The organism is Exiguobacterium sp. s132 (assembly GCF_018617235.1).
Taxonomy (GTDB): Bacteria; Bacillota; Bacilli; order Exiguobacteriales; family Exiguobacteriaceae; genus Exiguobacterium; species Exiguobacterium profundum.
Genome location: NZ_JACSJU010000001.1, coordinates 622,793 through 644,768 on the forward strand (window position 1 = coordinate 622,793; position 21,976 = coordinate 644,768).

The window sequence follows — 21,976 nt, forward strand, 5'->3', positions numbered from 1 at the left end:
TACACGTCCTTTTCAGTTCATTTGGTTGACAGGTGTTTCTCTGTTTGATAAATTTAACACAATACTTTAGTTTGGTAAAGTGATAACAAGATAAAGGGTGGTTATGATGATTTGGTCAAATTCAAAAGGTTCGATTCCAGAAGGCTGGTATGAACTTCAATCAGGAGATGTCATCCGTCCAAAACGATGGATGTTGTCATTTTTAGAGAAGGCAGAGTCAAGCGGCTACGCAGTCATCGATCCACCGCTTCTCGAATACTATTCACATTATCAAAATTTAGCGCTCTTTGACGAGTCAGCCTATTATCGATTGTTCGGGAACGACGGGGAACTTCTCGTCATGCGCCCTGACTATACACTACAAATCGCAAGAAAGTTAGCAGACGGTCATGAACCGATGCGTGTCGCTTACGCTGGTGCCGTCTATCGTCGGACGGTCAAACATTCCGGGCAACCCCATGAACGGCAACAGCTTGGACTCGAATGGGTCGATGGCGAAGAGAAGGACAGTCATCTGATTGAGTCCTTTCTCGATATGACGGAAGGAGTCCTGCCTACCGAACGTTTGACCATCAAAATTGGGTCAGCAGCCGTCATCTCGCTCATCGCGAAAGAGACAGGGATTCAGGAACGAACATTCCGAAAAATCTTAGCACTTCGAAACTTAGAATCATTACGTGAATTAGCAGAGACGTATCGCTATCCGTTGATTGCGAAGCTGCCCTTTTTAATCGGGAATTCTGCACTCGAAGAATTACGGTCTGAGGCACCGGAGTCTTTAAAAGAAGCCATCGGTGAAGTGGACGAGGCGGTGCAACACTTACGTACTATCGGATTAGAGGTGTCTTACGATTTCGGTCAAACGGGAGACTTTGATTACTATTCAGGATTGACCGTGACGGGAAGTGTTGAAGGCAAACGTGTCCTTTCAGGAGGACGTTATGATTCACTGTATGGACATTTTGGACACTCGAGACGAGCGTTCGGCATGTCGCTCGATTTAGAACAGTTAGATGAGGTGATCAAATGAAAGTAGCGGTCGCGAAAGGTCGGATTGAAAAAGCAGCCCGTCAATTTTTTGTCGAACGTGACTTACCCGTATGGCCGGAGAAGCGGGGACGTGAGTTGACGGTACAAGCAGGAGATCATGAATTCATTTTCGTCAAAGGGGACGACGTCTATAAATATGTGATGCATGGAGCGGCAGATGTTGGCATTGTCGGCGGTGATATTTTACGAGAAAAAACGCCAGGCGTACTCGAAGTCGTCGATTTACCGTTCGGTCGCTGTCGAATGGCCGTCTGTGGTCCAAAAGTTCGACGCAACGGCACAAAGAAATTGAAAGTGGCGAGTAAATATCCGAATATCGCCATATCACACTTTGCATCGAAGCGACAAAACGTAGAAGTCATTGCGTTGAACGGGTCGGTCGAACTGGCTCCGTTAACGGGACTCGCTGATTGCATCGTCGACATCGTCGAGACAGGCGCGACGTTGGCTGCAAACGACTTGGAAGAATACGAGACGATTTTTTCAATCAATGCAAAATTCATCACGAGTGAGACAGCTTTAGCAGAACAGCCTGACGAATTGAAGGCCTGGATTCGAAAGATGAGTCAGGAGGAGAACGCATGAGTAAAGAAACGAATCGCTCAAGGCGCGAAGCTTGGGTCGAAGCCGTGAAACCGATCGTGGAATCGATCGAGGCCCGCGGAGACGAAGCGCTGCTTGAGTGGACGAAACAATTCGACGGGGTCGACCGAATCGAATCGGTCGATTTGGCCCGCTTTAATCCGCCAGTCGCATATGCTGAATTGACAGAGGCGCTGACATTAGCAGCGGAACGGATTCGTGCATTTCATGCGCGTCAAGTCCGACAAGACGATGTGTTCGAAGATACGATGTTCCGACTTGGGAGACGCTATATGCCACTTGATTCGGTAGGGGTTTATGTACCGGGGGGGACTGCCGTCTATCCGTCGAGCGTCCTCATGAACATCATTCCGGCGAAAGTTGCTGGCGTCAAACGAGTCGTCATGGTCACCCCACCAAAAGCAGATGGTATTGACATTTCTCTCTTGATTGCAGCAAAAATCGCAGGTGCCGATGAGTGTTTTCTGGTCGGTGGGGCCCAAGCCGTGGCAGCACTCGCATACGGGACAGAAACGATTCGTCAAGTTGACAAGATTGTCGGCCCAGGAAATGCATATGTCGCGACGGCGAAGGCTCTCGTCTCACACATCGTCGGTATCGACTCCGTCGCCGGACCGTCCGAAGTGTTGATCATTGCCGATGAGACGGCGAACCCGAAGTGGGTTGCCGCCGACCTGCTCGCACAAGCGGAACATGACGTCGAGGCGACTGCGATTGCGCTCGTCACGTCAGAAACACTCCGCGATCAAATCGAGCAAGAACTTGAGCGACAATTAGTGCTATTACCACGCCAAGACATTGCGAGAGAATCGTTGAAGCGTGGCGGCGTCTTGTACCGGACAATCGAGGATACGATCGAGTACGCGAATACGATGGCCGCGGAGCACGTCCAGTTGGCCGTCAAAGATCCTGAGGCGTTGATGCGGGCGATCCGTCACGGTGGTTCGTTCTTCCTCGGACATGAGGCAGCCGAAGCATTTGGAGACTATATCGCTGGACCGAACCACGTCTTGCCGACGAGCGGGACGGCCCGCTTCTCTAGTGGACTATCGGTCGATGATTTTTATCGCCGTCAGACGTTCCTTGAGATGACAGAACTGGATGAGACGATTACAAAGGCAGCGATTCGAATCGCCAAACAAGAACAATTAGAAGGACACGCCCGTGCGATGGCTGTTCGGATGGAGGACATATGAGACGAAATTATCAAAATATCCCACGCTATGTACCTCATGCCGCTTCGGGATATGCGCTCAATCAAAATGAAAGCCAATATCCGTTACCTGAACGTCTCGAACGAGCTATTCGAGACGTATCACTCGAGGCACTCAGCCGTTACCCAGTCGAAGAATTGCTCGCTTTAAAAGCAAGCTATGCTGACTATGCGGGAGTCGAGCCGACGCAACTCATGGTCGGCAGCGGGAGCGATGAGCTATTGGCCATCTTGAGTCAGGCGATTTTGGATACGGAAGACCGTGTGGTCGCACCGGCCCCAGACTTTTCGATGTATGGCATCTATACACAAATTGCCAGAGGGCATTTCACACAACCGGACGAACAGGGTTTGCGTTACGAGACGTTGACTGAGGTCATTCGAACAACCGACCCTAAACTCGTCTTGATCTCGAATCCGAATAACCCGACCGGAAAGATGTGGACACTAGACGAATTGTCTGACATTGCGACACGTGTACCGTACCTCGTTGTGGATGAAGCGTATATTGATTTCACAATGAAGGACTCATTTGTGTCTCGCTTGAACGAATATTCGAACGTCATCATCTTACGGACGTTATCGAAGGCGTTCGGTCTAGCGAACCTCCGGATTGGTTTCATGATTGCATCTGAAGAAATCATCGAACAGATTGACCGCTTCCGTTCGCCATTCAATGTCAGTGGTCTCAGTGCCGCTGTTGCCAACGTCGTCTTACGAGATGAATCTTATATTCAAGAGTCGATTCAGTTCCATACGGCGCAACGTGAGAAGTTAACGGAGTTGTTACGACCAGTCGGTGAGATTTTACCGAGCCGTGCCAACTTCATTTATGTCAAAACGGATGATAGTGAAGGATGGGCATCCCGCTTCCTTGATAAAGGGGTCCATGTACGTGCTTTTCCCGATGGACTACGTGTCAGTGCAGGGACAGACGAGGCGTATGCCTTGATCCGACAAACGATTGAAGAGGTGAATTCTGTTGAGAACAGCTGAACTAAAACGTGAAACGAAAGAAACGAAAATTGACATTCGATTAAATCTAGACGGAACGGGTGAAAGCTCCATTCAAACGGGGGTCGGCTTCTTCGATCACATGTTGACGTTGCTCGCTTTTCACAGTCAGATGGATTTAGACGTGAAAGTCGAAGGCGATACGTGGGTCGATGCCCACCATACGGTCGAGGATGTCGGGATCGCACTCGGTCAGCTCATCGCCAAGTCACTCGGGGATAAAGTCGGAATTCGCCGCTACGGGTCGAGTTACATGCCAATGGATGAGACGTTAGCGCGAGCGGTCATTGATGTGTCAGGACGCCCATTTCTCGTCTATCAAGCAGATATTCACAATCCGAAGCTTGGTGACTTTGATACCGAACTCGCTGAGGAATTTTTCCGTGCCGTTGCCATGAATGGTCGACTCACACTGCACCTTTCTGTTCTGTACGGGTCGAACTCACATCACATGATTGAAGGGTTGTTCAAAGCGTTCGGACGAGCGCTTGCCGAAGCGGTCTCTAGCGATGGGACGAACCGTCTCCCTTCTACGAAAGGATGGATTGAAGGATGAAAGTAGCGGTCATCGATTATGGTATGGGAAACGTATTTAACGTCGAACGTGCGTTACAAGCCATCGGTTGCTACGTCGTGATCACGAACGATGCAAATCAAATTGAAGAGGCGGATGCCGTTTTACTTCCTGGGGTCGGTGCCTTCCCGCAAGCGATGCAATCGCTCGAACAGACGGGTCTTATCCCACTATTGCAACAGATGGCGACGGAAAAGCCGTTTTTAGGGATCTGTCTTGGGATGCAGCTCTTGTTTGATTCGAGCACGGAAGGTATGCCGACAAAAGGTCTCGGGTTGATTCCGGGAACGGTCGAACGGATGCGAGCGAAGCGTCTCCCACACGTCGGATGGAACTCGATCCTTCGCGATGAGGATGTCTATTTTGTCCACTCTTACCATGCCGTGACGGCGGACGATTACATTGTGGCGGCAGCTGATTATATGGGTGAGAAAGTTCCGGCAATCGTTCAAAAAGGGCTCGTGACGGGCATGCAGTTCCACCCGGAAAAGAGCGGGACATTTGGTCTCAGCTTACTTCAAGAATGGAAGGAGGCGGTCGAGCGTGAGATTACTACCCGCCATTGATTTGATTGGAGGCAAGATCGTCCGTTTGACGGAAGGTGATTTTTCTACGGAAGAACAATACGGAGATCCGTATGAATTATTAAAAGCGTGGCAAGGGAAGGTCCCGATGATTCACTTGATTGATTTAGAAGGGGCCAAGGCAGGTGAGCCGCGTCATTTAGACGTTGTCTGTTATGCGAAGTCTCTAGGGTTCCTTGTCCAGACAGGAGGAGGAATTCGTTCAGAAGCCGCACTTGATGCGGTCATGGAAACCGGTGCGGATCGCGTCCTTTTAGGGACGAAGGCGTTTACGGATCCTGACTTTCTAGACATGGCGATTGAAAAGTATGGCAAGCGAATCGCTGTGGCACTCGATGCCTATGACGGGAAGGTCGCCATTAACGGATGGCAGGAAGCGACAAAACTCGATGACATCTCGGTCGCTCAAGACCTTGTCAAACGGGGGATCGAAACGATTCTATATACCGATATCGGATCTGATGGGAAACTGAATGGACCGAACGTTTCTCGCATGAAGGCGTTACGTCAAATCGTCAACGTCACATTGATTGCCTCAGGCGGTGTGACGACTGAAGAGGACGTGAAGGAACTGAAGATAGCGAAAATTGATGAGGCTGTCGTCGGGAAAGCACTTCTGTCCGGTAAGGTGAGCATCGAAGAACTGATTGAATGGGAGGCGCGATATGCTTAAACGCAGAATTATTCCATGTCTTGACGTGAAAGAAGGTCGTGTCGTCAAAGGGATTGAGTTCGTACAATTACGAGACATCGGTGATCCGGTCGAAATCGCGAAATATTACGATGAATCCGGAGCCGATGAACTTGTCTTTCTCGATATCACGGCAAGTACGGAGCGTCGCCAGACGATGCTCGATGTCGTCAGTGCGGTAGCGCGGAAAGTATTCATCCCGCTGACGGTCGGAGGTGGGATTCGTTCACTCGAGGATATCTCGTCACTATTAAAAGCAGGGGCGGACAAAGTATCGTTGAACACGCTCGCTGTAGAATCCCCAAGTCTCATTCGTGAAGCGGCCGATCGTTTCGGTTCACAATGTATCGTCGTCGCAATCGACGTAAAGTTTGAAGATGGCGAATATTATGTGTACACATATGGTGGAAAACAGAAGACGGACCTGTTGGCGGTCGAATGGGCGAAACAAGTGGCCGCGCTCGGTGCGGGTGAACTTCTTGTCACGTCCATGAACCAAGATGGAAAGCAGAGCGGTTATGACCTTGCGATTTTAGAACAACTTCGTGAAGTCGTCGACATTCCGATTATCGCATCCGGTGGGGCAGGCAATGCCGAGCACGTAGTCGAAGCGCTTGAGAAAGTCGATGCCGCATTACTTGCATCCATCTTACATGACCGAAAAACGACAGTAGAAGAGGTGAAGCACGTATGCACGAGTCACAACTTGCCGATGCGGTTCGTTTCGACGAAAATGGACTGATTCCCGCCATCATCGTCTCAGACGACGACGGGGCGGTCCTCATGCTCGGATATATGAATGATGAGGCAATCCGACAGACGCTTCGTGAACGGGTCGTCACGTTCTGGTCTCGTTCAAAAGGTCGGCTTTGGATGAAAGGGGAGACGAGCGGAAATACACTGGACGTCGTCAGCATCCACATCGACTGTGACCAGGATGCGCTTCTCGTTCGTGTTCATGCGAATGGCCCGACGTGTCATACCGGTAATCGAAGCTGTTTCTTTACGGAGGTGAACGTATGATTCATGAATTGGAACAATTGATTCAATCTAGAAAAAATGAACCGAAAGAAGGTTCGTATACGACTTATTTATTGGAACAAGGCGTTGAAAAAATCGCGAAAAAGTTCGGGGAAGAAGCGTTTGAGGTCGTCATTGCTGCTATGACGGATGAAGACTTGGTTGAAGAGTCAGCCGACCTTCTGTATCACTTACTCGTCTTGTTAGCAGCCAAAGGTGTTCGTTTAGAGGATGTGGAAGCGTTACTCGCCAAGCGTCACGGTACTACCACACCGGCGAAACCACGTCGCGACGTCACGGAATGGTAAATAAAAGAGGAAGGAGACGCGCTCCTTCCTCTTTTGTGTTACCGATTGACCGAGGCGGCCATGCGAATGTACGTATGGCGTCGTCCGCGAATCGCAATGGATAGTGCCTGAATGTTCTCTGGTACGGCAATTCCGGACAGTCCGGCGTCACCTATATGCACGATATCTGCTCCGCCTCGTTTTGAAGAGAGTGCGATTTCCCGAACGGTCTCGACATCTGCGCCTTCTTGTGACGTTCCAATCGCCGCTAACGTGAGAGCGCCGAGCACTTGCAATTCCTGAACGAGTTCGTGAAACGATTCTTCACGGACGCCAGGTACAGTGCCTGGAGCCGGAAGGAGGATGATATCTGCGCCAGCTTCAACGAAGCGGATATACGCGTCGCGGTCTAACACATTGCCTGCACCGGCTTGATGCATTTTCCCGGCAATGATGACCCCTGCGAATTCACGACGTGCTTGGATGATTGCTTGTTCGATTGCTTCATTCGTGACCCCGGTATTCGGATTGCCTGTCAAACAGACGAAGTCAAACCCGAGCTCCGATGCTTTTTGGAACGCTTCGATTGAAGCGAGTCTGCCTCGTTTTACTTCATTCATCTCGGACGACTTCTCTGAAAAATCAACAGGTTCCAAGTTGACTCCAACTGGCAATCCAATCAGTCGTTTTAGTTCGAGAATCGGATGATCGCTCATCTCATCACCTGGCATCTCCCCGAATAATGCATGACTTTCAAGTCCTTTAATGTAAGGATGAAACACATCGATCATGTTCAATAAAATCAAGTCGACACCGAATGCTCGTGCTAGTTCTGCGTTTGTCACTTCTGGATACAACGGCTGCACCGTCGGGATGACCTCGGCCATGACCGTTCGACCTTCTGCTTTTCGAATCGAATCGATTAAATCTTGACGATTAAACGTGATAAAATCACTTGCTCGACATTCCAGTATTCGTTTCATGTGATCTGCCTCCTTCTGCTCATCCTTGTCTCTATTCCCTAAACCCTTGAAAAATCCTCTATACTAATTTTAAGGAGGGATTATGATGTCGGAAAAAGAAAAGATGATTCGTGGTGAACTGTATTTAGCTGGTGATGAAACGCTCGTTGCAGATCGGAAGCATGCCCGGAGATTAACTGAACAATTCAATCGTTCTGGAATCGATGATTTGGAAGAACGAAAAGAGATTCTTGGTGCGTTACTCGGATCGACGAAAGGGTCATATTATATCGAGCCGAACTTCAAATGTGATTATGGGTATAACATCCACTTAGGAGATCGATTCTATGCGAATTTTGACTGTGTCTTCCTAGACATTTGCCCCATCACGTTTGGGGATGACTGCATGCTCGCACCGGGTGTACATATTTATACGGCGACACATCCGATCGATCCGATCGATCGGATCTCAGGATATGAGTTCGGGAAGCCGGTGACCATCGGCGACCGCGTATGGATTGGTGGAGGAGCGATTATCAATCCCGGTGTGACGATTGGGGATGAGGCCGTCGTCGCATCCGGTGCGGTCGTCACAAAAGATGTGCCATCTCGAACAGTCGTCGGAGGAAATCCGGCACGTGTGATCAAGACGATCGACTGACAAAAACTCCTGAACGCGTGGTTCAGGAGTTTTTGACATGACTTGATTGCTTGTATTTCTGAATAGCTGTATATGCAAGATGAAGCGCCGTCTCATCACCAATCGTCATCCGAATCCCCGTAGGTTGTTTCGACGTGTGTATGTTCAAGTCGGTCAAATGGGCCCACACTGCTTCAGGTTGTTCTAACTCGATATACAAGAAGTTTGTCGATGCAGGGAGGACATGACCGATGGATTCAAAGGCTTGCGCCCACTTTTGACGCATCTTGTCATGCCATTCGATTGTTTCGTGAAGATAAGTCGCATCTTTTAAGAAGATGTTGCAAATCTTCGCGCTCACCCCGCTAATGTTAAATGGAGGTATGAATTGACGGAAGTAATGTGCGAGCTCGCTATTCGTCACCATGAATCCGATTCGGACGTTTGCCAATCCGAACGCTTTTGACATCGTACGGAGGACGATGAGATTCGGATGCTTCGCGATAAACGGGATCATGCTGTCATTCGGTGTGAAGTCCATGTACGCCTCATCCACCACGAGGTACGGCACGAGTGAGGCGAGATGCGTCAACTCTTCTACGGTCCACAGCTTTCCGGTTGGATTGTTCGGATTCGATAGGAGAAGAAGTTTTGGATGATGTGTCTCAATCGCCTTTACCATTCCTTCATATGATAAATCAACGGCTTGAACATGATGACCGTGTGCGATGGTCGTGAAGATTGGATACATCGAAAAGTCAGGTGCCGGAGACAAGACGATGTCATGTGGTGCGAGCAATGCTTGCGTCACGACATGAATCATCTCATCACTCCCACAACCGACTAGTAATTGCTCGGGTGTGACGCCAACGTACGCAGCGTAGCGTTCGAACAATTCATTGATCGGTTCGACCGGATATTCGTGTAAGTCATGATACGTCAACGAATCAAGCTGACTCTTGATACGGTCAGGTAACGGGAACTGACTTTCATTTTGATTTAACCGATGTCCCGTCGGATAAACGACGGGGTAGATCGGTAGCTCGACTTGTCTCATTCAGTTGGCTCCAGCGAGAACCATTTTTTCACCAATTCATCGATTTCACCTGACTCCATCATCTTGTTCAACTCTTCGTTGAACTGGTTTCGTAACTCATCATCTAATTTGAAGGCAGCAGCCGATCCTTTTTCGCCATCTTCTTTCAAAGCGAATGTATAGAAGCTGTCATCTTGGTCTAAATACTTTTGTGCTACCGTGTCTTCGATGACCATTGCATCGATTCGACCTGTGTTCAACTCTTGAACGATTTCAGGGATCTTGTTCAACGATACGAGTTCAGCGTCTGGAGCTTGTTCTTTAGCGATATTTTCTTGAATCGAAGCCGTTTGGACACCGATTTTCTTACCAGACAAATCTTCGATTGCCTGAAGGGACTCGTCTTTTGTCATGATCAAGTTTGTCGCGGATAGATAGATGTCTGAGAAGTCCGCATTCTCTTTACGCTCTTCTGTTGGCGTCATCCCGGCCATGACGAAGTCGACACGCCCGCTGTTCAAGGCCCCAAGTAAGCTACCGAAGTCCATATCTTCAATCTTCAATTCGTAACCGAGACGTTCTGTAATCGTCTCTGCGATTTCAATATCGAATCCGACAATCGCATCCCCGTTTGCCGTATCAACGAATTCGTATGGGAAGTAATCGGCGCTCGTCCCCATGACGAGCGTTTTTTGTTCTGTCGCTTCACCTTCTGTCTCTTGACTACATGCACCGAGTAATACTGCGCTCATCATAAGTGTTCCTGCTAATAACCATTTTTTCATATTTGTATAATGCCTCCCTGTTGTAGATGAGACTAAGTGTATATGTATGATTATTAATTGTAAAGAATAAATATACAAAAATCATTAAAAAAAGAAACACTTCCTATATGAAAGCGTTCTCTTCTTAGTTTTCCAAAAGATACGACATAATTCGCTCAATCGGAAGTTCCCGATTGTCCATCGTATAGGTTTGTAAGTATGGATGGTTAGTAGGCCTTTTGCAGTGTTCATTCATCTTAGACCAATTCTCATACGAAATTTGATCAATTTGACTCGGTCGTCTGACACGGTTTCGAAGTCGTGCGTTAATTTCTTTGTAATTTTCATGACGACACTCGATATAACGATAAGTCGCTCCGTAATTGGTGGCAATCGCTATCCCTTTATCGAGCATTTCATCATAGAGACAAGGACTGTCGAGAATGACGTTTTGTCCAAGTGATAGGTGATACTCGGCGAGGGACCAATCGACATCATAAGCCATCTTCCCAATTTCTCCATCTGAGAAGTTACCATCAGGAAGCGTATGGAGTAGGGAGGTCTTTGAAACATCATGATCGATGACGACCGCATGTACATGTTGGATGATTCGCTTAGCTAATGTAGATTTTCCTGATCCAAGTGTTCCAAACATTTGAAGAAAAAACAGATGATCACCTCTTATCTAAGTAGGAGTAAATCTTATTTCTCATACAACTTGAATTACTTGTTATAATGGCTCAGTTCTTCAATGTAATCTTCGATACAAGCGACCTGAATAACCTGATATGGCTGATTAAAGGTTTGGTCCGATGTTAACATTTGCATACCATGATGACATTTCCATCAAGATCTTTAAAATTGTACCAATGTTCGTGCTCGATGGGTGTGATGACCTCAATGTCGTGTTGAGTCATATAAGAATAAGCTTGATGAATATCGTGCGTATTTAAGTGAAACAGCGGTGTCTGGATGATGTTCTCTTTTGAGTAGATTTTACTATCTAAAACGAGGTTCGTACCCTCTAATGGAATGACATATAAATGGTCGAATAAGATCTCTCCTTTTGTTGAAAGATCAAATAAATCACAATACCAGTCATGCGCTTTTTGAATATCACTTACCGGAATGAAAATGGTACCGATTTTGTGAAGGATAGGGTTCATAGAAACTCCTGCCTTTTCATTTGATGAATGAAGTTTTCAACATCTTTCCGAGATTTTAAGACGATGATCTGTTTCTCGTGAGAATATTGTTTGATTCGTTTGACCATCTCTGGCTTTTGAATGTCAGGAAAATTCCAAACCCACTTCAGGAATGCGAAATCGAGTTTTTCCTCACAGGATGCACCCATATCAGGTCGTGTCGTACCACGATATCGGACAACTCGCTTGAGGACGCGATATATACAGACGATGCGTGGAAGATCGATTAAAATGACAGTGTCCGCTGCCTGTAGTCGTAAATCAAGGGTATTCCCGAAATTTCCATCGATAATCCATTCATCCTTCTTCACGAGTTGTTGTTGGATGTCGATTCGTTCTTCTCTCGGTGCCATCACCCATCCCGGTCTCCACATGAGAGCGTCCAAATGATAGACATCGAGATGTAATCGTTCACCTAGTTGACGGGCGAGTGTGGATTTCCCCGCACCACCAGAACCGATGATCATGATGCGTTTCATATTTAGATTGCTATCAATCGTCAAGCTGCTCATCTACTCTTATTCATCCTCCAATACAATCCATTTCTTCAATTGACCGTCCTCTTCGTAAATGACCCGGACGTCCATCTGTCCGATAACAAGACGTTGTTCCGAACTGAACACGACAATCGGATAGTTCGTGGACACCGGCTTATCCGTCTCAAAGATAGGGCTATGCGCCTGCATCGCGTAATAGCCGTCCGATCTCGTGTTGGCTGCCCCTGCATCAATCTGTGTCACATGCTCAAATCCTCTCAGTCTGAGCACATAACTATAAGACGTTCTCGCCCCTTGTTCGAGACGCCATTCTTCGATGGTGGCTGATTTGTCGTCCATTGATCGTTCTTCTAGCACTTTCTGTGCCGTATACTCTTTTTCGTAAGGAATCATCTCCTGGATGCTGACGACGGTCATCGTCGCGAGCTTGAGCGATTCCTCGGAAGGTGGGGTAATCAGTATACCAATAAAGATGAGGATAGGAATCAATAAATAAACCATGACACGACTACGCATTTTCATCACCTTACCTTTTCAGACTGTAAACTATTTCTGCATAAGAGAATGGGAACCCTTTAAAAGACATCCCTAATCTCAAAAACCGATTCATTTCTTCAATTTTGTAAAGGAGCAGGTATGATATAAAGAGGAGGGATGTACATGAAAATCGGGGTCATAGGTGGAGGCGTTGCGGGTTTGACTGCAGCTGCGCTCGCGCAGCAGAAAGGGCATGATGTGATTGTATTAGAAGCATCGCGTGAATGGGGTGGGTGTGCCGGCAAGTTTCAACGGGGTGACTATTTGTTTCCTGCAGGGGCAACGCTCGGTATGGGATTCGAACGAGGAGGGGTCCATCAGCGGGTTCTTCAGAAATTGGGCGAATCGGTCGAGGTGACGTTACTGGACGAGGTGATGGACATTCAACTGCCTGACGTCACCGTCACTTACTATCGCGACCGCAAACATCTACTCGAAGAGCTTAGTCGCACTTTCCCTGAGAACAGTCAGGCGATTCATGCATTCTATCGTGAAGTGTGGGGCGATTTTGAGAAGATTCGTCCATTGTTTCAGCAGTTGCCCGCTCTTCCACTTTGCACGGTCTCGGATATGATCTATGCACTAAAAGGATTCCGGCCGAATCAAATCACAGCGCTAATGAAACTCCAGCGTCCACTCGGCGACACGTTGGCCCGTCATGGACTAAGCGGTACAATGTTCGAGCGATTTATCGATGGCGTTCTGCTCGACAGTTTGCAAACCGGTGCGAAAGAAGCGAGTCATTTACTCGGTGCAGTGGCGCTGTCAGTCTATCACGAAGGAGCGTACTATGTGGAAGGTGGACTGTATCAATTGGCTCATGCGTTAGAGCGCGCCGTTCGGACGTTTGGTGGGGAGACGAAATTAGGGAGAGACGTCCAATCCATCGAACGAGTGACGGATGGATGGCTCATCACCGATCGAAGAGGACGACTTGAACTGGTCGATGTCATTGTTTCCGCCATCCCGATTGAACGGACGAGCGAGCTTCTGAGAGGACAAGAACAACGACGCTTCAAACGACAATATCGCAGACAATTGAAGCAGTCACAATGGGGCACGTTCAGTCTGTACCTCGTCTTGCCTGAGGATGTGTGTCGACAGAAACCGCTGTTTCAACAAATCTATCACGAGCGATTACCGAGTGGGCATGCGTTCATTTCCATGTCCGCGCCGGATGACGTGTTGCGCACAGAAAAACCGGAACGGACCATCACGGTATCCACACATATCGATTTATCAGAATGGCAACATTGGAAAGACCGGGCGGCATATGAGAAACTAGAGCAAGATTGGACCAATCGTCTCGTCGACGTCGTCGCAACTGCTTTTCCCGCTTGGGACCGCGAGTCGTCACTACTTCTTCCTGGTGGACCCGGGGCATGGGTGAAGTATACGAAGCGACCGCATGGGGCAGTCGGAGGTTATGCGCAGACTCCTAGCCAGGCGCTCTTTCGCGCTGCAAGTTATCGCACCGACTTGCCGAACTTTTTTGTGTGCGGGGATACCGTATTTCCAGGAGCGGGGACGATTGGCGCGATGACGAGCGGATTACATGTCGCCCGGGCACTCGGGGTGACGATTGATTAGGGGGATACTGATGAAGAAAAAAGCGTTTGATGAACTGACAACGATGGAATTGTATCGCTTACTGGCATTACGAACTGAGATATTCGTGGTCGAACAGAACTGTCCGTACCAAGAGGTGGATGGAAAGGACGTAGCAGCCATCCATTATTGGATAGAAGAAGATGGAGAGATCGTCTCTGCGCTTCGCGTGCTGACGGAAGCATCTCCGGTCGCCATTGGACGTGTCGTCACGAAAGCGACGCATCGAGGGAAGGGGTATTCCCGCCTTTTGATGGATGCGGCAATCAAAGATTTTGGACATGAGACATTATATCTGCAAGCGCAGACGTATGTGGAATCTTTTTATGCATCGTTTGGCTTCAAACGGACGAGTGATGTGTATCAAGAAGACAGTATTCCACACGTCGATATGTTACGTGAATCAACGAATCCCGCTAGTACCGTTTCCGAATCGTTCATGTTAGAATGAGAAAGAACATTCACGTGCCATTGAGCACGATTACATTATAGACATAAAGGGGTTTACAATGGTGACCGATCAACAAGTAATTGCAAAAGCAAGAGAATTGGCAGACGTATTAGCACAAACACCAGAAGTGGCGCGTTTCAAGGAAGCGGAAGCGAAAGTGAACGGAAGTGACCGCGTACAGACGTTGATTAAACGAATCAAGTTCTTACAAAAAGAAGCCGTCAACTGTAAGCACTATGGCAAGACGGAAGCACTTGCGAAAGTCGAGCAAAAGATTGATAAAGCGATGGAAGAACTGGACTCGATTCCGGTCGTTCAAGCGTTCCAAGAAACACAAGTCGAAGTGAACGATTTGCTTCAATACGTGACGGTCACGCTCGCGAACTCCGTGACGGACCGCATCATCGAATCGACGGACGGCGACGTCCTTGCAGGGAAGACAGGGAGCGGCATGGCGGCTGAACAAGCACGCGGCGGCTGCGGATACTAAAACGACACAGCTGGCCGATGGTCAGCTGTTGTACTTTCTAGAGGTGAATCAACATGCAAGAAGTCCATCAGACACCAATGATGAAACAATATTTCTCCATCAAGGCCGACTATCCGGACGCCTTTTTATTCTATCGACTCGGCGACTTTTACGAGTTGTTTTTTGAAGATGCACAAATTGTCGCGAAAGAGTTAGAGCTCACGCTTACTTCTAAAAATGGGAAACAGGCTGAGCATCCGATTCCAATGTGCGGCGTCCCGCACCATTCCGCGGCAATCTACATCGAACAGTTGATCGAAAAAGGTTTTAATGTCGCCATCTGTGAACAGACGGAGGATCCGAAGGCGACGAAAGGGCTCGTGAAACGGGAAGTCATCCAAGTGATCACGCCAGGTACATATATGGCGTCACTTAGTGAAAAAGAGAACCGATATCTCGTCGCCATCTCGGACGTCGCAGGCCGATTCGGAATTGCTCGCGGTGACGTCACGACGGGGGAATCATGGTTGACGACGCTCTCGTCAGAAGAGGCCGTCTTACGGGAAATCGAAGGATTGCTCCCGAACGAGGTCATCGTCGAGGATGAACGGTTAGCCGACTTGTTAAGTCAGACCGGGATCCCACTCTCGATTCAAGTGGACAAGCGGGAGAGTCCGCTCGCACAAGGTGCGAAAGATGAGGCACAGCGCTCGGCGTTTGAGTTGTTGTTCGCCTATCTCACGAAAACACAGAAACGTTCACTCGATCACTTGCAACCGGCTGTCGTCTATAAGATCGAACAGCATATGCAGCTCGACGCCAATACGGCCCGAAATCTTGAGTTGTTCCGTTCGGCTCGTTCAGGAGAACGGAAAGGGTCACTCCTTTCACTCCTTGATGAGACGACGACGGCGATGGGCGGTCGTTTGTTGAAGCGTTGGCTCGAACAGCCACTCTATACAGAGCAAGGCATCAGAGAGCGACAGGACGCCATAGAGAACTTAGTGGACGACTTCATGTTGCGCGATCAACTACAAGAAGAGCTGAAGCGAGTCTACGATATCGAACGCCTTGTCGCAAAAGTCGGGTACGGGACGGCGAATGCGCGAGACCTCGTCCAACTACGCGACACACTCGAACGGATGCCAGCCGTCCGGTCACTTTTACAAACGGTGAAAGCCGATCGCTTGCAGCAAATCGAACAAAATCTCGACTCGTTCGAGACGTTGAGTGAACAGCTCCGGGCTGCCCTCGTCGATTCACCTCCCATCTCGACGAAAGAGGGCGGGATGATTCGTCACGGATATTCGGAAGAGCTCGACGAACTGTTAGAAGCGAAAGCGAACGGGAAATCGTGGATTGCCAACCTCGAGCAACAGGAACGCATCGCGACCGGCATCAAGTCGTTGAAGGTCGGGTATAACCGCGTATTCGGTTACTACTTGGAAGTGACGAAAGCAAATGCGAAGTTGCTCGAAGAAGGGCGTTATGAGCGGAAGCAGACGTTGACGAATGCGGAACGATACATTACGCCTGAGCTAAAAGAGAAGGAAGCCCTCATCTTGGGAGCGGAAGAGAAGAGCTGTACGCTCGAATATGACTTGTTTGTCGAACTCCGCGAAGAAGTGAAGACGTACACGAAGGACCTTCAGCAATTGGCCCGTTCACTCAGTGAGTTGGATGTTCTCCTCGCCCTTGCCGTCGTGGCCGAGAAACGGGAGTATGTGCGTCCGGTTACAGCGACGCATGTACAAATCGAACGAGGACGACACCCTGTCATTGAAACGGTCTTGCCTCGAGGTGAGTATGTCGCCAATGACTTGACGCTTGACGACACGCGTCAAATGTTACTCATCACCGGACCGAACATGTCCGGTAAATCGACGTATATGCGTCAATTTGCCTTGATTGCAATCCTTCATCAAATCGGTTCATTCGTCCCGGCAGAAGCGGCGGAACTCCCGCTCTTTGACCGCATCTTCACAAGGATCGGTGCGGCTGACGATTTGGTGAGCGGACAGTCGACGTTCATGGTCGAGATGACCGAGACGCGACAAGCCGTCACCGAGGCAACGAACCATAGTCTGATTCTATTAGATGAGATTGGTCGCGGAACGTCGACGTATGACGGAATGGCGCTCGCACAGGCGATTGTTGAATATATCGCCTCGTCAATCGGCGCGAAGACACTCTTCTCGACGCACTATCATGAACTGACAGTGCTCGAAGATTCGATTCCGACACTTGAGAATGTTCATGTCCGGGCGATTGAGCGGGATGGGCGAGTCGTCTTCCTCCATGAAGTACACCCAGGACGTGCCGACAAATCATACGGGATTCATGTGGCGGAATTGGCTGAACTTCCGGATTCATTGATTGACCGGGCCCGGACGATTCTGTCAGAACTCGAGTCGGAAGCAACGAAACCGAGTTTGAACGAGCAACCTGCTCCACCTTCAGTGGAAGAAGTCAGCCAGTTGTCGCTGTTCGAGTCGAATGACGCCGTTCGAGAACAGCTGCTCAAACTCGATTTGTTGGCAATGAATCCAATCGAAGCGATGCAGGCGCTGTATGAACTGCAACAGACCGCAAAGAAAGGGTGAGTCGATGGGAATCATTCGAGAGTTACCTGAACAACTCGCGAACCGAATCGCAGCCGGGGAGGTCGTCGAACGACCGGCTTCCGTCGTCAAAGAATTAGTCGAAAATGCCATTGATGCGGGAGCGACGAAAGTGGATGTCAACTTACAAGAGGCGGGCATCCGTCTCATCAAAGTCCGTGACAACGGGCATGGGTTCCATGAAGAAGACGCGGCGCGAGCCTTCTTGCGACATGCGACGAGTAAGATTCGGGACGAGCACGACTTGTTCCGGATTCGGACGCTCGGTTTCCGCGGTGAGGCACTCGCCTCGATCGCGTCGGTCAGTCACGTCTCGTTGAAGTCGAAGCGAGCAGATGAGGATGGTTTTGAGATGACGCTCGAAGGCGGTGTCGTCAAAGAGACGAATCCGGCGGCGACGAATGTCGGGACCGAAATCGCGGTCAGTCAGCTCTTCTTCAACACACCGGCCCGTCTGAAATATTTGAAGACATCGGCGACAGAACTTGCGAGCATTACCGATACGTTGAACCGTTTGGCGCTGTCCCATCCGGAAATTCGCTTCACCGTCTTTCATGAAGAGAAAGAACTGTTGCGAACGAACGGGAATGGGGACTTGAAACAAGTTATGCTCGCCATCTATGGTCGCCAAGTCGCCGCACAAATCGTCACGGCGTCGAGCAAGACGAACGACTATACACTGAGCGCGCATCTCGTGCGCCCGGAAGTGACCCGTTCGAACAAACAATATGTGACCCTCATCTTAAACGGTCGAAGCATCAAGAACTTTGCGCTGACCCAAAGCGTGCTCGAGGGCTATCATACGCTCTTACCAATCGGTCGTTATCCGATTGCCGTGCTCGAAGTGAAGATGGACCCGATGTTGATTGACGTGAACGTCCATCCAACGAAACGTGAAGTACGCTTGTCGAAAGAAAAAGAATTGTGCCAGCTCATTCGAGAGACCGTTCAATTGACGCTCCGGGAGCAACGTCTCATTCCGTCTGTGAAACAAGAGCCGAAGCCGAAACGTGTGACACCGTCCGAACAGTCGAAGCTCGACTTTTCGATGGAGCCGCAACCTAAACAAGCAGACACCGTCGAGTGGAACTATCCGATTCCTCGGGAGCGAAAAGAGTCGCTCACGTCTCCTTCCCAGTGGAATCCGGCGCCGCTCGTTCATGAACCGGAGCCAGAGATGATTGAACCAAAACAGGTCGAAAAGCCTGTACATCAGTCGGAGCGTTTACCGGCGTTAGACGTCATCGGACAACTGCATTCAAGTTATATCATCTGTGGAGCGGAAGACGGGATGTACGTAATGGACCAACATGCTGCCCAGGAACGCATCAAGTATGAGTTGTTTTATGAGCAGTTAGGACGTCCAGAAAAAGAGTATCAGCTTCTGTTGATTCCGCTGACGTTAGAGTTCACGCAAGAAGAGACGCTCGCTATCGAAGAAGTGCTCCCGCTTCTAGCGGATGCAGGCATCACGTTAGAGCCGTTTGGGGGTAACACGTTCCTTGTCCGTGAGATTCCGACATGGTATCCGCAACATGACTTAGAAGGCACGATTCGTGATCTAGTGGAGATGGCCATTCAACAGCGATCAATCGACATTGCGAAATATCGAGAAGAAGCATCGATCCTTATGGCGTGTAAACGATCGATCAAAGCGAATCATCCACTCAATATGGAGATGATGCGACAATTGATTGATGATTTGAGTCGTACGACGTCTCCGTTTACGTGTCCGCACGGGCGACCGATTCTTGTGAAATGGAGCACGTATGAGCTTGAAAAGTTATTTAAACGCGTTATGTAATCGTCTTGTTACCTTGTTTTAACACGATGTAACGTTTATTTACGAGTCCTCATGGGAAAACTATACACATGTCACTCAACGCATCGAGGTTGAGAGGTGGCTTTTTCACTGCCTCACCCTCAAGATGTCGACATGAAATGTATATCAATGTAGGAGGAAAAGAAAATGACGAACAAACTTCAAGTATCAAAACGAGAATTACGCCCACGGTCACTGCGCACGAAGTTGCGTAAGGAAGGAAAAGCGTTAGGCGTCGTCTACGGCTACAAAGTAGACAGCACGCCAATCGTATTTGACGAGATGGACCTTCGTAAAATTCTTCGAGACCACGGTGACAATGCCTTGATTGAACTCCATTACGATGGAAATAAAATCAACACGCTCGTGCACGGATCGGAAACGGACCCGTTCACAAACTTCTATCAGCACGTCGAATTCATGGCCGTGAAGATGGATGAAGAGACAGAAGTCGAAGCGGATATCGTCCTTGTTGGCGACGCGAAAGGCGTCAAAGAAGGCGGATATCTTGCCCAGTCACTTTATAAAGTGACGGTCGCTGCGACACCGGCCAACATCCCTGAACGTATCGAACTCGATGTATCAGAGCTTGGAATCGGCGATTCGGTGACCGTAGCGGATCTTCCAGAAGACAGCTCGTACACGATCGTCTCGGAACCAGATATGCACATCGCCTCTGTGAATGAGCCGGTTGCAGAAGTTGAAGACGAAGAATCGGAAGAAGGTTCAACTGAAGGGGAAGCATCAGAAGCTTCTTCTGAAGAAGCTGAAGAATCGACTGAGGATAAAGAATAAGCAATTCGATTATAAAAAAGGAGCATCATCCCTAGATGGGGTGATGCTCCTTTGTTTTATTGTCCAAACGAATCTGAACTTAATACTTTTAGATCAAAGTGAGGAAAGTGATGTAGCATTTTTGAGTTCGCTTTAGAGTGATGCAACTAATATTATGATTCTTCACCATAGAAATGATAATCCCGGATCAATACATGGAACATCTGATTATTGTAAATTGCACACGCTTTTCATTTTTGGAACCCATTTTTTAGCTATTGGAACCATTTCTCTTATTTATTTTAAAGTTTGTTTTGAATGCTCCAATTATTTTTTTTATGAATATTAATAAAAAATATAAGAGAGCTAAATTAAACAGCAACCCAAATAGTTCAAAACTGTAATCTCCTTGTCCTAGGTTACCTAACCAACGAGCTGGAAATCCATAGTATATGTAGGGTCCCTCTTCTCTAATCCCAATCTGAGGAATGAAAGAAAGTATCATTACAATAATAAAACTAAGAGAAAATACCTTAAAGTTGAATGTGGAACCACCTTTTGACATTTGGGAATCGCATCCTTTTTATGATTTTTTTGTATTTTAATCATCTGATTTCTATTTTCTATGTTATACTAACATTTTACTAAAATAATTGGAAAAAACAAGGGGAGTTTATAGTGATGAAGAACAAACTTGCTTTTTGTACACTGTCCACTGCGCTATTTTTTAGCTTATTTAATCAATCTGTATCCGCCAGCGGAGATATTGATGATTTGAGCAACAAAATTTCAAGTGAGAGTAGTCATGTAGAAATTGTTAAGGCAGAAGAAGTACCTGAAGGAGTATCTAGCATTAACTTTGATTCATATGAGGATTTTGAAAATGCTGTACGTGCTTGGGAAGTTGATCAATTAAATCGAGAAAAAGAAGAAGATTCATTATTTAGCTTAGGGATTGTACCTTCTGCATCACCTTCATTTTATGCTAAAGCAGCAGCCTCTAAAAGTGGCACTGATCGTATCAAGTGGAGCTCTGCTGAAGAATTGCGTTGGGTGTACTCATTGTGGTTACCACAAACCATGTATATTGATTTCGAGTATACTTATACTGGTTCAGGGTCAACAAAAAAATTCAGTAAAATAACTTCTGTAAAGTCGAATAGTAATGGTTTCCCATCAAGTTGGCATCAAACAACGTCTGCTAAAAACATTTCTGCGAATAAAAGAAGCGTATCCATTAAAATTCAAGGATATCATTTACTAGGAGTAAACATTAGCGGACAAAGCGTAGGAGCAAAATTCAGCGATTCCTATAATAAAAAATATAGCTTCTAAAATAAATAGTATACAGTTCACTATTTCTATCGATACTCTTAGTATCCCTCAAAATGTTGAATAATGTTTCTGACTACCTGAAAATGGATTGTGAGACATAATTCAAAGTGAGGGATTTTTTTGATGGCTCTTAAACAGCTTAAAATTTCCATATTATGTTCAAATTAAATATAGTGAATTTTAAGGAGAAGTAATGTTATATGAGAAACTCATCGAAGT

At 47.8% G+C, this 21,976-nt stretch carries 23 protein-coding genes and 1 pseudogene; 17 read left to right on the forward strand and 7 right to left on the reverse strand.

All coding sequences use genetic code 11. The annotated features are described in order from the left end of the window. Window positions 1-106: 106 nt before the first annotated feature. The 9 genes and pseudogenes from KNO78_RS03200 to hisIE all read left to right on the forward strand — a co-directional run bounded on the left by KNO78_RS03200 (window position 107) and on the right by hisIE (window position 7,057). Window positions 107-1,030, forward strand: a complete 924-nt coding sequence (locus KNO78_RS03200) for an ATP phosphoribosyltransferase regulatory subunit (RefSeq protein ID WP_159562165.1) — start codon at window positions 107-109, stop codon at window positions 1,028-1,030. Next, window positions 1,027-1,635: an ATP phosphoribosyltransferase gene (gene hisG / locus KNO78_RS03205; protein WP_214691006.1), complete on the forward strand. Its 609-nt coding sequence runs from the start codon at window positions 1,027-1,029 to the stop codon at window positions 1,633-1,635. The genes KNO78_RS03200 and hisG overlap by 4 nt, the downstream gene beginning before the upstream one ends. Next, window positions 1,632-2,849: a histidinol dehydrogenase gene (gene hisD, locus KNO78_RS03210; protein ID WP_214691005.1), complete on the forward strand. Its 1,218-nt coding sequence runs from the start codon at window positions 1,632-1,634 to the stop codon at window positions 2,847-2,849. The genes hisG and hisD overlap by 4 nt, the downstream gene beginning before the upstream one ends. Beyond that, window positions 2,846-3,862 carry a pyridoxal phosphate-dependent aminotransferase gene (locus KNO78_RS03215; protein WP_214691004.1) on the forward strand — a complete coding sequence of 339 codons (1,017 nt, stop codon included), beginning with the start codon at window positions 2,846-2,848 and terminating at the stop codon, window positions 3,860-3,862. The genes hisD and KNO78_RS03215 overlap by 4 nt, the downstream gene beginning before the upstream one ends. Continuing rightward, on the forward strand, window positions 3,849-4,436 hold the full coding sequence (gene hisB, locus KNO78_RS03220; protein WP_214691003.1) for an imidazoleglycerol-phosphate dehydratase HisB: 588 nt from the start codon (window positions 3,849-3,851) through the stop codon (window positions 4,434-4,436). Before KNO78_RS03215 ends, hisB begins: the two co-directional genes overlap by 14 nt. Beyond that, window positions 4,433-5,020, forward strand: coding sequence for an imidazole glycerol phosphate synthase subunit HisH (gene hisH, locus KNO78_RS03225; protein WP_078146782.1), 588 nt, complete (start codon window positions 4,433-4,435; stop codon window positions 5,018-5,020). Before hisB ends, hisH begins: the two co-directional genes overlap by 4 nt. Next, window positions 4,998-5,711, forward strand: coding sequence for a 1-(5-phosphoribosyl)-5-[(5-phosphoribosylamino)methylideneamino]imidazole-4-carboxamide isomerase (locus tag KNO78_RS03230; protein ID WP_214691002.1), 714 nt, complete (start codon window positions 4,998-5,000; stop codon window positions 5,709-5,711). The genes hisH and KNO78_RS03230 overlap by 23 nt, the downstream gene beginning before the upstream one ends. Further along, window positions 5,704-6,471: an imidazole glycerol phosphate synthase subunit HisF gene (hisF, locus tag KNO78_RS03235; RefSeq protein ID WP_074037139.1), complete on the forward strand. Its 768-nt coding sequence runs from the start codon at window positions 5,704-5,706 to the stop codon at window positions 6,469-6,471. Before KNO78_RS03230 ends, hisF begins: the two co-directional genes overlap by 8 nt. Continuing rightward, a pseudogene (gene hisIE, locus KNO78_RS15700) lies at window positions 6,420-7,057 on the forward strand (bifunctional phosphoribosyl-AMP cyclohydrolase/phosphoribosyl-ATP diphosphatase HisIE). Before hisF ends, hisIE begins: the two are co-directional and overlap by 52 nt. Before the next feature lie 38 nt (window positions 7,058-7,095). Here the strand turns inward: hisIE and KNO78_RS03250 are convergent. Then, window positions 7,096-8,019, reverse strand: a complete 924-nt coding sequence (locus tag KNO78_RS03250; RefSeq protein WP_074037136.1) for a DUF7916 family protein — start codon at window positions 8,017-8,019, stop codon at window positions 7,096-7,098. 85 nt (window positions 8,020-8,104) lie between these two features. On the opposite strand from KNO78_RS03250, the gene KNO78_RS03255 reads away from it, so the two are divergent. Further along, window positions 8,105-8,659, forward strand: coding sequence for a maltose acetyltransferase domain-containing protein (locus KNO78_RS03255; protein WP_285800627.1), 555 nt, complete (start codon window positions 8,105-8,107; stop codon window positions 8,657-8,659). Between the two features lie 22 nt (window positions 8,660-8,681). Here the strand turns inward: KNO78_RS03255 and KNO78_RS03260 are convergent, their stop codons facing one another. From KNO78_RS03260 to KNO78_RS03285, 6 genes are all read right to left on the reverse strand, one after another. Further along, window positions 8,682-9,695, reverse strand: a complete 1,014-nt coding sequence (locus tag KNO78_RS03260) for a pyridoxal phosphate-dependent aminotransferase (RefSeq protein ID WP_214691000.1) — start codon at window positions 9,693-9,695, stop codon at window positions 8,682-8,684. After that, entirely contained in the window at window positions 9,692-10,459 is a 768-nt protein-coding gene (locus tag KNO78_RS03265; protein WP_214690999.1) for a transporter substrate-binding domain-containing protein, read from the reverse strand. Before KNO78_RS03265 ends, KNO78_RS03260 begins: the two co-directional genes overlap by 4 nt. A gap of 124 nt (window positions 10,460-10,583) precedes the next feature. Then, complete coding sequence (locus KNO78_RS03270; RefSeq protein ID WP_214690998.1) at window positions 10,584-11,093, reverse strand: P-loop nucleotide/nucleoside kinase family protein; 510 nt, start codon at window positions 11,091-11,093, stop codon at window positions 10,584-10,586. Between the two features lie 160 nt (window positions 11,094-11,253). After that, window positions 11,254-11,604 (reverse strand): VOC family protein, encoded by a 351-nt coding sequence (locus tag KNO78_RS03275; RefSeq protein WP_214690997.1) that lies wholly within the window; start codon window positions 11,602-11,604, stop codon window positions 11,254-11,256. Further along, window positions 11,601-12,122 (reverse strand): DNA topology modulation protein, encoded by a 522-nt coding sequence (locus KNO78_RS03280; protein ID WP_074037933.1) that lies wholly within the window; start codon window positions 12,120-12,122, stop codon window positions 11,601-11,603. The genes KNO78_RS03275 and KNO78_RS03280 overlap by 4 nt, the downstream gene beginning before the upstream one ends. 39 nt (window positions 12,123-12,161) lie before the next feature. Beyond that, a complete protein-coding gene (locus tag KNO78_RS03285; RefSeq protein WP_214690996.1) occupies window positions 12,162-12,662 on the reverse strand; it encodes a hypothetical protein in 501 nt (166 codons plus the stop codon). 138 nt (window positions 12,663-12,800) lie between these two features. Between KNO78_RS03285 and KNO78_RS03290 the strand changes: the two genes are divergently transcribed. The 7 genes from KNO78_RS03290 (at window position 12,801) to KNO78_RS03320 (ending at window position 21,757) form a co-directional block, all read left to right on the forward strand. Continuing rightward, entirely contained in the window at window positions 12,801-14,267 is a 1,467-nt protein-coding gene (locus KNO78_RS03290) for a phytoene desaturase family protein (RefSeq protein ID WP_214690995.1), read from the forward strand. A 10-nt stretch (window positions 14,268-14,277) separates the two neighbouring features. Then, window positions 14,278-14,736, forward strand: a complete 459-nt coding sequence (locus tag KNO78_RS03295; RefSeq protein WP_214690994.1) for a GNAT family N-acetyltransferase — start codon at window positions 14,278-14,280, stop codon at window positions 14,734-14,736. 58 nt (window positions 14,737-14,794) lie between these two features. After that, the gene (locus tag KNO78_RS03300) at window positions 14,795-15,226 is read left to right on the forward strand and encodes a YlbF/YmcA family competence regulator (RefSeq protein WP_012726155.1); all 432 of its coding nucleotides are present in this window, start codon (window positions 14,795-14,797) and stop codon (window positions 15,224-15,226) included. A gap of 53 nt (window positions 15,227-15,279) precedes the next feature. Next, on the forward strand, window positions 15,280-17,808 hold the full coding sequence (gene mutS / locus KNO78_RS03305; RefSeq protein WP_214690993.1) for a DNA mismatch repair protein MutS: 2,529 nt from the start codon (window positions 15,280-15,282) through the stop codon (window positions 17,806-17,808). A 4-nt stretch (window positions 17,809-17,812) separates the two neighbouring features. Next, on the forward strand, window positions 17,813-19,630 hold the full coding sequence (mutL, locus tag KNO78_RS03310; RefSeq protein ID WP_214690992.1) for a DNA mismatch repair endonuclease MutL: 1,818 nt from the start codon (window positions 17,813-17,815) through the stop codon (window positions 19,628-19,630). 165 nt (window positions 19,631-19,795) lie between these two features. Next, window positions 19,796-20,443 (forward strand): 50S ribosomal protein L25/general stress protein Ctc, encoded by a 648-nt coding sequence (locus tag KNO78_RS03315; RefSeq protein WP_214690991.1) that lies wholly within the window; start codon window positions 19,796-19,798, stop codon window positions 20,441-20,443. A gap of 660 nt (window positions 20,444-21,103) precedes the next feature. Continuing rightward, window positions 21,104-21,757, forward strand: coding sequence for a hypothetical protein (locus KNO78_RS03320; RefSeq protein ID WP_214690990.1), 654 nt, complete (start codon window positions 21,104-21,106; stop codon window positions 21,755-21,757). The last annotated feature ends 219 nt before the right edge of the window (window positions 21,758-21,976 follow it).

Bases quoted from the DNA above. Each gene is read 5' to 3' on its own strand.
- KNO78_RS03200 (WP_159562165.1), top strand. From the start codon at position 107: ATGATTTGGTCAAATTCAAAAGGTTCGATTCCAGAAGGCTGGTATGAA.
- hisG (WP_214691006.1), top strand. From the start codon at position 1,027: ATGAAAGTAGCGGTCGCGAAAGGTCGGATTGAAAAAGCAGCCCGTCAA.
- hisD (WP_214691005.1), top strand. From the start codon at position 1,632: ATGAGTAAAGAAACGAATCGCTCAAGGCGCGAAGCTTGGGTCGAAGCC.
- KNO78_RS03215 (WP_214691004.1), top strand. From the start codon at position 2,846: ATGAGACGAAATTATCAAAATATCCCACGCTATGTACCTCATGCCGCT.
- hisH (WP_078146782.1), top strand. From the start codon at position 4,433: ATGAAAGTAGCGGTCATCGATTATGGTATGGGAAACGTATTTAACGTC.
- hisF (WP_074037139.1), top strand. From the start codon at position 5,704: ATGCTTAAACGCAGAATTATTCCATGTCTTGACGTGAAAGAAGGTCGT.
- KNO78_RS03250 (WP_074037136.1), bottom strand. From the start codon at position 8,019: ATGAAACGAATACTGGAATGTCGAGCAAGTGATTTTATCACGTTTAAT.
- KNO78_RS03255 (WP_285800627.1), top strand. From the start codon at position 8,105: ATGTCGGAAAAAGAAAAGATGATTCGTGGTGAACTGTATTTAGCTGGT.
- KNO78_RS03260 (WP_214691000.1), bottom strand. From the start codon at position 9,695: ATGAGACAAGTCGAGCTACCGATCTACCCCGTCGTTTATCCGACGGGA.
- KNO78_RS03265 (WP_214690999.1), bottom strand. From the start codon at position 10,459: ATGAAAAAATGGTTATTAGCAGGAACACTTATGATGAGCGCAGTATTA.
- KNO78_RS03270 (WP_214690998.1), bottom strand. From the start codon at position 11,093: ATGTTTGGAACACTTGGATCAGGAAAATCTACATTAGCTAAGCGAATC.
- KNO78_RS03275 (WP_214690997.1), bottom strand. From the start codon at position 11,604: ATGAACCCTATCCTTCACAAAATCGGTACCATTTTCATTCCGGTAAGT.
- KNO78_RS03280 (WP_074037933.1), bottom strand. From the start codon at position 12,122: ATGAAACGCATCATGATCATCGGTTCTGGTGGTGCGGGGAAATCCACA.
- KNO78_RS03285 (WP_214690996.1), bottom strand. From the start codon at position 12,662: ATGAAAATGCGTAGTCGTGTCATGGTTTATTTATTGATTCCTATCCTC.
- KNO78_RS03290 (WP_214690995.1), top strand. From the start codon at position 12,801: ATGAAAATCGGGGTCATAGGTGGAGGCGTTGCGGGTTTGACTGCAGCT.
- KNO78_RS03295 (WP_214690994.1), top strand. From the start codon at position 14,278: ATGAAGAAAAAAGCGTTTGATGAACTGACAACGATGGAATTGTATCGC.
- KNO78_RS03300 (WP_012726155.1), top strand. From the start codon at position 14,795: ATGGTGACCGATCAACAAGTAATTGCAAAAGCAAGAGAATTGGCAGAC.
- mutS (WP_214690993.1), top strand. From the start codon at position 15,280: ATGCAAGAAGTCCATCAGACACCAATGATGAAACAATATTTCTCCATC.
- mutL (WP_214690992.1), top strand. From the start codon at position 17,813: ATGGGAATCATTCGAGAGTTACCTGAACAACTCGCGAACCGAATCGCA.
- KNO78_RS03315 (WP_214690991.1), top strand. From the start codon at position 19,796: ATGACGAACAAACTTCAAGTATCAAAACGAGAATTACGCCCACGGTCA.
- KNO78_RS03320 (WP_214690990.1), top strand. From the start codon at position 21,104: ATGAAGAACAAACTTGCTTTTTGTACACTGTCCACTGCGCTATTTTTT.